This is a genomic window from Pedobacter glucosidilyticus, from assembly GCF_002483235.1.
GTDB classification, from domain to species: Bacteria; Bacteroidota; Bacteroidia; order Sphingobacteriales; family Sphingobacteriaceae; genus Pseudopedobacter; species Pseudopedobacter glucosidilyticum_B.
Genome location: NZ_DLHN01000036.1, coordinates 1 through 12,390, shown reverse-complemented (window position 1 = coordinate 12,390; position 12,390 = coordinate 1). Strand labels below are relative to the sequence as shown.

The window sequence follows — 12,390 nt, the reverse complement described above, 5'->3', positions numbered from 1 at the left end:
AATTGTGTATCAGGCTGATTGGCGTAAAAAATAATATAACTTACACCAATCAGCCTGATACTTTTTCACCTCAAAGCCACTTAGTCAAGAGCCCCTGTTTTCATTTTCTCTTTCCCTGATTCTCCAAACCAAGTTTTCATTTCGCCTTTTACTTCAACTTTTATAACACTTGCCACGGCATGCGGTGCCTGTGATGGTATTTTTATGGTTACTTGATTGCCATTTTTATCCCATTTCAGTTTTTCGCCATTTTGCAGCATTCCTGCTGATATCACTTCTTGATTTAAACCATTGATGTTTAATACACCATCTTTTGGCCAACCAAATACAGAAAGATAAAGCGTAGTTTTTCCGTTTTGTGTTTTTCTGGTAACACGACCCCAATTTTGGCTTGGTAGCAGACTGGCTTCTGTAGCATAAATGGCTTCGCTATAAATTTTCATCCAATTACCTAAATCTTTTAGGCGTTCTACACTGGCATCAGGGAAAGAGCCATCTGGTTTTGGACCTATATTTAATAAATAGTTTCCTCCTTTGGATGCAATATCAACCAGATTCCGAATTAACGTTTCTGATGATTTCCACCGGGTATCAGAATTTCTAAAACCCCAAGTACCATTCATGGTCATACAAGTTTCCCAATCTTTACCATCTAGCTCGCTTAAATCAGGGATTTTTTGTTCAGGTGTTTTGGTATCTCCAGGAAAATTTGGTCTTTTTAAACGGTCGTTAGTAATAATATGAGGTTGCTTTTTTAACTGTTCCTGTAATTTTAGAGCAGCTTCATCAGTCATATTTGTAGGCGTATCCCACCATAAAACGGCTATATCGCCATAATTCGTCATCAATTCCTTTACCTGTGGAACTGCAACTTCATCAATATATTGCGCAAATGTTCTGGTTTCCTGTGCTGGGTCCCAGTGCCCTTTATGTTCCTTCGTATAATCATCAATCTTTGTGCTATCAGGATTAGGCCAACCTTCTGCCATTAATTTCCTGGCTGCAGAACCTCCCGGATTTACCCAATCTTGAGCTTGAGAATAGTAAAAACCTAATTTCACTCCATATTTCTTACACGCATCGGCTAAGGGTTTTAACAAGTCTTTTTTGTATGGCGTTGCATCCATAATATCCCAATCACTCGCTTTAGAATCAAATAGAGCAAAGCCATCATGATGTTTAGCTGTAATAATCAGATATTTCATCCCTGCATCTTTTGCCATTTTAACCCATTCATCAGCATTAAATTTTACTGGATTAAATTGTTTGGCAACTTCTTTATATTCTGAAACCGGTACTTTCATCCTATTCATAATCCACTCGGCTCCACCTTTAGCTTGTTGATGCCCTTTGTACTCTCCTGCCATTTGTGCATAAACCCCAAAATGAATAAACATACCGAAACGAGCCTCACGCCACCATTTCATTTTTTCATCTTGCGATATGGGTTGTGCTAAAACAGAAGTACTTGCATAACAAAAAACTAAAAAGACTAATAATTTTTTCAGGTTCATGGTGATAACAGGTTAAAATGGTCAGTTGCAGCTATAGATCAAGCTATTACTAAAGTAATATAAATCAGTGAAATACCATGCCTGAGGTTTTATATTTTCAAAATACATTTAAGTCATAAGCCAAGCTGCTACACTTTTAAACAGGGTATTACCCTTTCTGTTAAAGGCTTTACGTAGAGCTACTGTTACAACGATACTATTTAAAATTACCATATAAAAGAAACAAATAGCTTAAGCAAACGTTTAATGATTTTGTTTAACCAAGCTATTGAACCATGAAATGTCCTAATTGCAATGTTAACCTTTTAATTACCGATAGAAGCGGTGTAGAAATAGATTATTGTCCGGAGTGCCGTGGCGTATGGCTAGACCGTGGCGAATTAGATAAAATTATTGAACGTTCGGTAGCTTTTGAACGTCCTCCTCAACAAAACGATCATCATAGAACTCAACATCATGACTATAAACATCATGATTATAGAAAGAAAAAGAAAGACTCTTTCCTAGGAGATTTATTCGATTTTTAAATGAAAAATAAAAGAGCTTGCCTTAAAACCATCATTTCTTTGTCGGGCTGAAATACTTGCGTGTGCAACAAGCAGTCAGCCCGACAAAATAAAATCTCAGTAGCAAGTTATTACTCGCTATAATTTAAAAATCACTCAAATGTTCGCTTACTTGTATAGAAGTTTTTAGCGTATCATTGGTGGTATTATCCAAACCTCTGGCCCAAATGGTATATATTCTACCAGATTTAATCTCTATATTTTCTTTGATAGCTTTTTGGGTATCATTAAGCTTAATTTTAAAAGCATAATTTTTATTGCCCGGTATTTCATTAAATAGGGTATGTGTTTTATACGCCGTAGCGTTAAATAAAACACTATCTGTACCAGTTGTTAAACTTAAATTTCCAGCATCAGGACTTAAATTGATAAACCTGATTTTTGCTTTACCCGCCGCCGGACTGGATAAAGAATCTTTAATAACCAAGAAATTTGGATTAGGCGCAGCATCTACAACATAAACAGAGTAATATTTATCAGCTTCCAAATTTAAAGTTCCTGTTCTTAAGGTATCTTGTGTTCCTCCAACTTTACGTATACTAACCTTACGTTGTCCGGCACTAAATAAACTATATAAAGTTCTTTGACCAAAAGCAAAAGGGCCGTTTCCGGTACCACGGTCGGTTACAAAGTTAAAAGCTGGCGTACCTGGCGATGCATGAAAAACACTAACAGCGGCCACTTGCTGCGGAGTAAAATCATCATCATTTTTCAAACATGAGGTTAGCGTTAATAATGAGCCAGCTATCATCATGGTCTTCATGAAAGATAAACGGTTAGCAGAGGTAATTTTTTTAATGTTATACATAATTATATTTTTTAGTTTCAGATAGATTTGTTTAGACATAACGGCATCAATCATCAATCTGTTACACTGCGTTTCATTTTTTTTAGTTTTTTTTGCCTTTACATTCATAAAGAAAGTTTTTAAAGGCAATACAGCTATTTTATAAATCATTTAGCCTATAAATACAACTCTAAGAATTTTACCTTTAAAGATTTTTTGAAACTTATGTACTATTTAATATATTTTGCTTACGAATCTTTTCCTTTTAAAAAGGAAGATTTAGAAGATCTCCTTAAACAAGCAAGAGAGAAAAATGCAAATCATCAGGTAACAGGTAAACTTTTATATGTAGAAGGTACTTTTATACAATTGCTAGAAGGTAATGAACAAGCTGTAAAAAGTATTTTTAGTGATATAGAAAGAGATAAAAGAATTATCGCCTTAAAAGTAGTAGCAGAGGGACCAGCTATGGCTCGGCATTTTCCAGATTGGTCTATGGCTTATGAGAAAATATCATTAGCAGATATCAATCAGCTCGAACAGTGCGAGCATGAAGGCGTTAAAGACTACCTTACAAATGCAACACCATTTAGATTAATAAAGCTTATAGCAAGTAACCCTTTATTATAATTAAATATGAAAGCTGTAGTTATTACAGAATATGGTGGTCCGGAGGTTCTAAAAATAGAAGAAAGACCTATCCCCACCTTTGCAGATGATGAAGTATTGATAAAAGTTGCTGCTGCTGGTATTAACCGTCCAGATATCATGCAGCGTCAAGGAAAATATCCAGCCCCCACCGGTGCTGTAGCAGATATCCCCGGTTTAGAACTCGCTGGCGAAATTATAGCCTGTGGTGCTGCAGTTAAAAAATACAAAATAGGCCAACACGTTTGTGCTTTGGTAACTGGTGGTGCTTATGCAGCGTATGCCGTTGCTAAAGAAGACTGTTGTTTAACCATTCCGCAAGGTTTAACATTAGCAGAGGCGGCCTCACTGCCAGAAACTGTTTTTACCGTATGGTACAATCTTTTTATACTGGGGCAATTAAAATCCGGAGACAAAGTCTTAATACATGGCGGCTCTAGCGGTATTGGCGTAATGGCTATACAGCTAGCTAAAGTATTTGGTTGTCAGGTAATGATTACTGCTGGCTCCTCACAAAAATGCCAGGCTTGTATAGCTTTAGGAGCCCACATGGCTATCCATTATAAAGAACAAGATTTTGAATTTTTACTGAAAGAAACAGGTGTTAATGTTATTTTAGACATGGTTGGGGGGAGCTATTTACCAAAAAACATTAATATCTTAGCTGCCGAAGGACGCTTAGTTTATATCAATGCCATGCAAGGCAGGCAAGCAGAATTGGATATTCTTAAAGTAATGCAAAAGCGTTTAACCATTACAGGGAGTACTTTAAGAACCAGAGAAACAGCATTCAAAGCCTTTCTAGCTCATGAAATTCAAAAATACGTGTGGCCTCTTTTTCATGATAAGAAAATAAAGCCCGTTATCTTTAAGGTTTTTGATTATCGTGATGTTGCACAAGCACACCAACTTATGGAAAGCAGCACACATATAGGCAAAATCTTGATTAAGTTTTAAAAAGCTAATGTTAGGCCTCAATTCTTATTATCATGGAGCGAGTCGAGACTTTAGCTGATGAAATCAACCAAGATGTCGACCCCGCTCAATGCAATAAATATCACCTTTAAGGTTTTTCTCTAAAAACTACGAAGATAAGGTTTTAGCCTCCTTAGCTACTTTTGCAGAAATATTACTTAATGTATCGTCAGAAAAGTTAGAAGCTTCATGGGCTTTAGCTACTAAATAATCTGAAGTTTCTTTAGATAAATCATTTACCTTATCGGCTTGTTTAGAAGCAACACGCTTTAAATGATCTGTAAGGTCTTTAACGCCATCCACCAAAGCAGACCAGTTTTGTTTACCACTTTCAGACCGTGTAAAATACCATGCTGCTGCTCCAGCAGCAATACCAGCTACTACTATTGCTGCAATTTTCGATTTGTTTTCCATTTTTCTTAAGATTTTGTTTCTTAAACTAGTATAAGCCAATACCTTGCCAAAACCAATTATTTTAACATCAAAATCATGGGTTAAATGATATATTTGCACCATTTATAAGTATGAAGTATTTCGCAATTTTATTTTTATTAGTATTTATCTCTTGTTCTCCAAAACCGTACAAACAAGCAGAAAAAATACAAAACGCAAAAATGGAAGAAGTAACCACAAGTATTGTAGTTAACCCCGCTCCGCTTTTGTTAGATACCCAAGGCAATCCAATACCATCTTCTTATATTCCTACAGTAAACTTCGGGGCTCGCAAGCCCTTTTACGTAGTTATACATCATACCGCACAAGATTCTTTAGCGCAAACCATTAAAACTTTTACTCTGGAGTTTACGCAAGTAAGTGCCCACTATGTTATTGGTAGAGATGGTTTTTTAGTCCAGATGTTAAATGATGAGCTTAGGGCCTGGCATGCTGGCTCAGGTAAATGGGGTAATATAACCGATATGAATTCATGTTCTATAGGAATAGAGCTAGACAATAATGGCAACGAACCTTTTAGTGATGCACAAATCAATACCCTATTGTTATTATTAGCCAAACTCAAAAAAGATTATAATATACCAACAGCAAATTTCATAGGTCATGGTGATATAGCACCCAAAAGAAAAGCAGATCCAAGTATATTTTTCCCTTGGGATACATTGGCAAAAAATGGCTTTGGCTTATGGTATGACTTACCAGATTTACCACCACCTGCAAATTTTGACGAAGAAGCAGCCTTAAGAAGAATTGGATATGATACCACAGATATGGCGGCTGCAATTATAGCCTTTAAAAGACATTTTACTAAAACGGACCTCTTCCCTATACTCTCCACCTGGGATAGATGTATTTTATTCGATTTGTATAAAAAATATTAAAATTTAAACCTAAAAGCTATAAACATCATGAGTCTTTGTTAAACAGGCTCATGTATTTTAATGATAATTCCATATTCATCATTTCATCTTATTGCTCCTGCTTAAATAAAAACGTAAATTTTTTATTTATTTTTACTATGCTTGCATAATAATTATTATCTTGTAAGGGTTAACCTATGGCTTTAGGCCTTAGCTATTCATTATCAAAAAATAAATGGTTTATGATGAACTTTCAATTATCAGAAGAACATATCATGATTCAGCAGGCGGCAAGAGATTTTGCGCAAAATGAATTAAAACCTGGTGTAATAGAACGAGACGAACATCAAAAATTCCCGGCAGAGCAAATTAAGAAAATGGCCGAGCTTGGTTTTATGGGTATGATGGTTAGCCCTGATTACGACGGAGCCGGTATGGATACCATTTCTTATGTATTAGTAATGGAAGAACTATCTAAAGTAGATGCCTCCGCCTCCGTTATCATGTCTGTAAACAATTCTTTGGTTTGCTATGGCTTAGAAAAGTTTGGTACTCCAGAGCAGAAAGAAAAATACCTGAAGCCTTTAGCCAGAGGCGAAGTGATAGGTGCTTTTTGTTTATCTGAGCCAGAGGCAGGTTCTGATGCCACCTCGCAACATACAACTGCCATAGATATGGGCGATTATTATTTGTTAAACGGAACCAAAAACTGGATTACCAATGGTAGTTCGGCCTCAACATATTTGGTAATGGCACAAACCGATGCTAGTAAAGGCAGTCATGGTATCAATGCTTTAATTGTTGAAAAAGGGATGGAGGGCTTCACCATTGGTCCTAAAGAGAATAAATTAGGCATCAGAGGTTCAGATACACACTCTTTAATGTTTAGCGATGTTAAAGTACCTAAAGCTAACCGCATTGGCGAGGATGGTTTTGGTTTTAGATTTGCCATGCAAACCTTGGATGGCGGCAGAATAGGCATAGCAGCACAAGCTTTGGGTATTGCCTCAGGTGCATTTGAACTGGCTACCCAATACGCTAAAGAACGTAAAACTTTTGGTAAACCCATTGCCAATCATCAGGCAATAGCCTTTAAATTGGCTGATATGGCTACCCAAATTGAAGCCGCCCGATTGCTGGTTTTAAAAGCTGCTTGGTTAAAAGATAGTGGACAACCCTACGCACAAGCTAGTGCTATGGCCAAATTATATGCTTCTGAAGTAGCCATGCACACCACTGTAGAAGCTGTACAAATACATGGCGGCTATGGTTTTGTTAAAGAATATCATGTAGAACGTTTAATGCGTGATGCCAAAATAACCCAGATTTATGAAGGAACTTCAGAAATACAAAAAGTAGTAATTTCCAGAGAAGTATTAAAGTAATTAACTATCCACAACTTTATATTAAATTAATATAACAAATGTAAAAACAAAGAAATCCAGATTATCCAAAGAAATGTAAAATATCACGGTCAGAAATAATAGAAATTATATACTTTTATAATTCTATTTATAAAATCATGAAAAAACTGCTACCTATTTTACTATTGGTCACTTTGTTTGCCATTTCTTGTGATAAAAAAGAGAATAACGCCAATCCAGAACCAGATAGGCTACTGCCTGAGGTAGTTAACCAACTGGACAAAGTCATAAATATTAGTGATTTTAATGGTTCATTAAAAGAACTTTTGCTCAATGCTGCTGAAACAGAAGGTGGTATAACCATATTTGCCCCTCAGGATTTCAATATCACAATCAATAACAATACTACTGCACTCCATATCGTTTATACAGAACAACAACTTAAAGACCATATTGTAAAAGGTAAATACACCTTGGCAGATCTGCGTAGCAAAACCACCCTTACAGCCTTAAGTGGCAAAACACTTAATATCAGTAGTATAGGGGGTGTTGTAAAAGTAAATGATATAGCAATTGTTGAACATGCCGTTTTTTCAGGAAACAGCGGAGTGGTACATGTTATAGAAAAGGCTATAGGCATCACCTACCCAGAAACAGGTGAACTAGAAGAAAGAACAATTACCGAGTCTGAATTTAAAGTCGGGTATAATCAGGTAAAACAACGTTTAGATGTCTTTCAGAAAAGTGTTTTGGTAATGGATGCTTTGCTAAGTAATGAGGCATCTCCGCAACAAGCTAGCCAGGCTGGTTACAATTTTTATGCAGATTTTCATGCTTTCAAATTCAGTCCAAGCAGCAATAGCGTAGCTGACGTTTGGAATAAAGGCTATCAGGTTATTACCATTATCAATGATTTATTAAGGGTAAAATCAGAAAATTTTAATGATAAGATCAACCTCTTTGCTGGCTTAAAAACCATAAGAGCCTATACCTATTTAACGCTATTAAACTATTATGGAAATATTGTGATGGTACCAGAAACAGCTGCTGTAATAACCACACCTTTATCCAATACCAATAAACAACAGATTATAACGCATATAGATACAGACCTAAGCACAGCAAATACAGTTTTAGAGCCTTTAGGCAAAACCCCCGAAATAAATACCTATACGATACAAGCTTTAAAAGCCAAGTTAGCACTTCATCAAAAAAAGTATGAACAAGTAAGAGATTACGCCCATAGCATCATCCTAAGCAAAGCATATACCTTAGAAAATAAAAGCTCTGTTTTTAATATCGGAAGCAAAGAAATGATATGGCAATTAGCAGATATTACCAATACTGCGTTAAAAAATTTCTTAAACAACCGCCCTACTTTTCCATTATTAAGATTGGCAGAAATACACCTGATGTATGCTGAAGCACAATTAGCCTTAGGGAAACCAGATGCTGCAGCAGAAAGCCTCACGCTACTTTTAGAAAGGCAAAATTTAAGCGGAAATATAACCGAAGCCTTACTGTATGAACTTGCTTTAAAAGAAATGAGCCGGGAAGGTGTCTCATTTATCAATATGCGCAGGTGGGGCATTGCTGAACAAAGATTAAGCGGATTTAATCATCCAAAGTTTAACCTGTTACCCATTCCGGCATCAACAATCCAAATCAGCCCATACATTATCCAAAATGAAGGATACCCATAGTCATGATGCGAAACAGCCTGCACAGCAAGGGTTATCAATAGCTTATCATCCTAATTAAATGAAGCTATCTTTCGTACTTAACCGGCAGCTGTAAGGCTACCATGCAGGTAAACACTACAGCCTTACCATACCAGCAAAATATGAAGCTTTAGCTATTGCTGCTAGCCCAAACCCCGAAGAATTTAAAGCAGAATGATTAGCGCACCAGCAAGGTAAAACAAATTATCTTACCTTTATACGTAGGTGTGCCGATGCGGGCGTCCTAAAATGGGAAGTTTGTATGGATAACATGACCCGTACTTATGATGACCAAGCAGGAAAAGAAATCTTAATAGAAGAGATACCAAAATAAAAACTTAAAAATAAATGTCAATTACCAACGAAACAGAGCTCTTAGGCATGAAAAAAGTAAGTGAAGCCGTTGCCTTTACTTTAAAAGAAATGTGTAAATATGCTCAACCCGGCATGACAACCAAAGAATTAGATGACTTTGGAGGGAAAATATTGGCCAACTTTGGAGCCTTTTCTGCACCTTTTAAAACCTATCAGTTCCCAGGGCATACTTGTATCAGTGTTAACCAGGAATTTTGTCATGGTATACCCTCAGAGCAAAGAAAATTAAAAGAAGGTGATTTAATCAATATTGATGTTTCGGCAGAACTCAACGGCTTTTGGTCTGATAATGGGAACTCCTTTGTTTTAGGAGAAGATATTCATCAGCATCAAACACTCATCAATGCCTCCAAACAAATATTACATAAAGCTATCCATAACATCAAAGGGGGCGTCCGTATTTCAGATATCGGGCACCTGATAGAAACAGAAGCCAAAAAACGCGGTTACCAAGTCATTAAAAATCTTACAGGCCATGGTGTAGGACGAAGCCTTCATGAAGAACCAAGCGAAATAGCCAATTACAAAGATCGTTTTAACCTCACAAGGTTTAGAAAAAATACTGTTGTAGCTATTGAGACTTTCATAGCCACAAAGTCAACCTATGCAGAAACCCTTTCAGACGGTTGGACTATGGTAGGAAATAAAGGAGGATTTATGGCACAGCATGAGCATACCATCGTGGTAACCGATGGAAAGCCTATCATACTCACAGAAATGAACGAGATTTGGAATTAATATCTAAATAAAAAATGTCAGCAAATATTTTCCATACTACACCAGACCGAGAGATTGTAAGCACTAGAATTTTCAATGCTACACAACAAAACCTTTTTCAAGCTTGGGCCAATCCTCAGTATCTTAAAAAATGGTGGGGCCCTAAAGGGTTTATCAATACTTTTAATGAGTTTGATTTCCGTGTTGGAGGTAAGTGGAGTTTTATCATGCATGGTCCAGAAAAGGGGAATTATGCTAACGAGTGCGAATTTGTGGAAATTATAATACCCTCTTTAATCGCATGGAAAAGACATTCTAAACCGCTTTTCCAAGTTGTAGCTAGCTTTGAAGAAATAAACCATAAGCAAACTAAACTGGTATTTAAAATGATTTTTGATACTGCAGAAGAATGCGAAAAATTAAAACCTTTTGTGGTAGATAAGAACGAGGAAAACTTTGATAAGCTGGAAGATGTCTTGTTAAGTATGAAGGCTTAGTCTAAGATTATAAATTTATTTTAACAATTATCAGAAAATCATGATATGGAAAACTTCAAGAAAACCATAAGTACACAGGCCACAGCAGCTGCCGTTTATCATGCCTTAACCCAAGAAATTACCCAATGGTGGACAAGCATGTTCGAAGGGAGTGCCAGCCAGCAAGGAGATACTTTTACCATACGCTTTGGAGATACTATTTTTAAAACGCTTTTGGTTCAAGAATTAATCTCTCAACAAAAAGTGGTTTGGTTGGTAACAAACGCTCTTCTTGATATTCCAGAATTAGCAGATAAAACAGAATGGATAAACACTAAAATTATTTGGGATATTGCAGCTAAAGCTAAAGAAACAGAAATCCAACTTACCCATATTGGCCTAAGCCCTCAGATAGCTTGTTATGATATTTGCGCAAATGGATGGCATAATTTTACGGATAGTTTAATCGCTTTTGTAAATACAGGTAAAGGCAAACCATTTTTACCTAGCATCTAAAAAGATATCTAATATGAAGAAGGTAATTGCAGCATTCAATATGACCCTTGACGGGACTTGCGACCATACCACAGGTATTGCAGATGAAGAGCTACACCAGCATTACGCAGAACTAATAGCGCATGCGGGTATGATCTTGTACGGGCGAACAACTTATCAGCTGATGCAGTTTTGGCAAGAACTCTTAAAAAAGCCCTCAGGAGAAAAAGCGATGGATACCTTTGCCACTAGCATAGCTAAAATTCCTAAACTTATTTTTACCAATACCTTAACAGATACAGGTTGGGAGAGTGCAAAAATTGCTCAGAAGCCTCTTATAGAAACTGTTTTAGAACTTAAACAACAAGCCACAAAAGATATACTTATTGGAAGCCGTAGCTTAATCATTCAACTCTTAAACGCTAAACTGATAGACGAATTTCAAATTTGTATTCATCCCATTATTGAAGGGAAAGGCTTAAAACTTTTTGATGATATCAAAGACCGGATGCTTTTAAAACTCCACAAAACAAAATCACTAAAATCAGGAGTTACCGTATTTTATTATGAACCCGTAAAAAGCTAAACAACAAAAAAATCCAATAACTAAAAACAAAGTCATGGCACAAATCAATCCTCATATCAATTTCAATGGCAATGCCGAGGAGGCTTTTCATTTTTACAAATCAGTATTTGGTGGCGAATTTTTAAGAGTGATGCGCCTTAAAGACCTTTCAAGTCCAGAATTTCCGGTGGCAGAACAGGATGCAAATAAAATCCTACATATTGCCCTGCCCATTGGAAACAATATTTTAATGGGTAATGATGTTCCTGAAAGTTTAGGCCCGGTAAACGAAAACGAAAATAGAAGTAAAATAGCCATTAGTGCAGAAAGTAAAGAAGAGGCAGATAAACTTTTTAACGGGCTTTCCGCAGGCGGACAAATAGAAATGCCTATTACTGATAGTCCATGGGGCTCTTATTTTGGTATGTTTAGAGATAAATATGGTATTGAGTGGATGGTAGATTATGATCCAAATTTTAAAAAGTAATTTCCATAGTTCATTACAAATGCAATGGAGCCATCTCATCACCGTCACTTTGTTTATCGCAAACGTAGTGAAGCCTTCTCCTTCCGTCTTGTTAGCGGAGTGAAACATCTCACAAAAAAAGCTTACAGTTTGCATGTGACCATCCAGCCTATGCCTTACTTCCTATCATCAGCATGACTGCATGTTGAGCATGATACAACCTTCTCCTTCCGCCTTGTTGAGGTCTAATATATTTCATATAAATCAATATGAAATAACGTGTTTGCAAAATTAAATACCTCTGATAATCAAATTATTATAAAAAACGTCAATGGTAGCGGAGTGAAACATCTCACAAAAAAAGCTTACAGCTTGCAAGTGGCTCACCCAGCCTATGCCTTACTTCCC

14 protein-coding genes and 1 pseudogene are annotated in these 12,390 nt (G+C 36.5%); 12 read left to right on the top strand and 3 right to left on the bottom strand.

From position 1 onward, the window contains the following. Positions 1-80: 80 nt before the first annotated feature. Complete coding sequence (locus tag B2745_RS15220) at positions 81-1,514, bottom strand: alpha-L-fucosidase (RefSeq protein ID WP_304068366.1); 1,434 nt, start codon at positions 1,512-1,514, stop codon at positions 81-83. 275 nt (positions 1,515-1,789) lie between these two features. Between B2745_RS15220 and B2745_RS15215 the strand changes: the two genes are divergently transcribed. Continuing rightward, positions 1,790-2,041, top strand: coding sequence for a zf-TFIIB domain-containing protein (locus B2745_RS15215; RefSeq protein WP_026905566.1), 252 nt, complete (start codon positions 1,790-1,792; stop codon positions 2,039-2,041). Positions 2,042-2,165: 124 nt separating this feature from the next. Here B2745_RS15215 and B2745_RS15210 read toward each other — a convergent pair whose 3' ends face one another. Next, positions 2,166-2,888, bottom strand: a complete 723-nt coding sequence (locus B2745_RS15210) for a DUF4397 domain-containing protein (protein ID WP_304068363.1) — start codon at positions 2,886-2,888, stop codon at positions 2,166-2,168. 204 nt (positions 2,889-3,092) lie between these two features. Here B2745_RS15210 and B2745_RS15205 point away from each other — a divergent pair, with 204 nt between their 5' ends. Both B2745_RS15205 and B2745_RS15200 read left to right on the top strand, forming a co-directional pair. Continuing rightward, positions 3,093-3,497 (top strand): BLUF domain-containing protein, encoded by a 405-nt coding sequence (locus B2745_RS15205; RefSeq protein WP_304068360.1) that lies wholly within the window; start codon positions 3,093-3,095, stop codon positions 3,495-3,497. Positions 3,498-3,503: 6 nt separating this feature from the next. Beyond that, complete coding sequence (locus B2745_RS15200) at positions 3,504-4,472, top strand: NAD(P)H-quinone oxidoreductase (protein ID WP_304068357.1); 969 nt, start codon at positions 3,504-3,506, stop codon at positions 4,470-4,472. 126 nt (positions 4,473-4,598) lie between these two features. Here B2745_RS15200 and B2745_RS15195 read toward each other — a convergent pair whose 3' ends face one another. Then, positions 4,599-5,006, bottom strand: a complete 408-nt coding sequence (locus tag B2745_RS15195) for a hypothetical protein (protein ID WP_304068355.1) — start codon at positions 5,004-5,006, stop codon at positions 4,599-4,601. 8 nt (positions 5,007-5,014) lie between these two features. Between B2745_RS15195 and B2745_RS15190 the strand changes: the two genes are divergently transcribed. The 9 genes and pseudogenes from B2745_RS15190 (at position 5,015) to B2745_RS15155 (ending at position 12,003) form a co-directional block, all read left to right on the top strand. Next, positions 5,015-5,824 carry an N-acetylmuramoyl-L-alanine amidase gene (locus tag B2745_RS15190; RefSeq protein ID WP_304068352.1) on the top strand — a complete coding sequence of 270 codons (810 nt, stop codon included), beginning with the start codon at positions 5,015-5,017 and terminating at the stop codon, positions 5,822-5,824. A 224-nt stretch (positions 5,825-6,048) separates the two neighbouring features. After that, entirely contained in the window at positions 6,049-7,188 is a 1,140-nt protein-coding gene (locus B2745_RS15185; RefSeq protein WP_304068448.1) for an acyl-CoA dehydrogenase, read from the top strand. 137 nt (positions 7,189-7,325) lie between these two features. Then, positions 7,326-8,870, top strand: coding sequence for a fasciclin domain-containing protein (locus tag B2745_RS15180; RefSeq protein ID WP_304068349.1), 1,545 nt, complete (start codon positions 7,326-7,328; stop codon positions 8,868-8,870). Between the two features lie 211 nt (positions 8,871-9,081). After that, positions 9,082-9,222 (top strand): annotated as a pseudogene (locus B2745_RS17015) (DUF1398 family protein); the annotation flags it as partial. A gap of 14 nt (positions 9,223-9,236) precedes the next feature. Further along, positions 9,237-10,001: a type I methionyl aminopeptidase gene (map, locus tag B2745_RS15175; protein ID WP_304068346.1), complete on the top strand. Its 765-nt coding sequence runs from the start codon at positions 9,237-9,239 to the stop codon at positions 9,999-10,001. Positions 10,002-10,015: 14 nt separating this feature from the next. Beyond that, positions 10,016-10,477 carry an SRPBCC family protein gene (locus B2745_RS15170; RefSeq protein ID WP_304068343.1) on the top strand — a complete coding sequence of 154 codons (462 nt, stop codon included), beginning with the start codon at positions 10,016-10,018 and terminating at the stop codon, positions 10,475-10,477. Between the two features lie 45 nt (positions 10,478-10,522). Then, positions 10,523-10,972 (top strand): SRPBCC domain-containing protein, encoded by a 450-nt coding sequence (locus tag B2745_RS15165; protein WP_304068341.1) that lies wholly within the window; start codon positions 10,523-10,525, stop codon positions 10,970-10,972. Between the two features lie 13 nt (positions 10,973-10,985). Beyond that, positions 10,986-11,537 carry a dihydrofolate reductase family protein gene (locus tag B2745_RS15160; protein ID WP_304068339.1) on the top strand — a complete coding sequence of 184 codons (552 nt, stop codon included), beginning with the start codon at positions 10,986-10,988 and terminating at the stop codon, positions 11,535-11,537. A gap of 34 nt (positions 11,538-11,571) precedes the next feature. Beyond that, positions 11,572-12,003: a VOC family protein gene (locus tag B2745_RS15155; protein WP_304068337.1), complete on the top strand. Its 432-nt coding sequence runs from the start codon at positions 11,572-11,574 to the stop codon at positions 12,001-12,003. Positions 12,004-12,390: the final 387 nt, after the last annotated feature.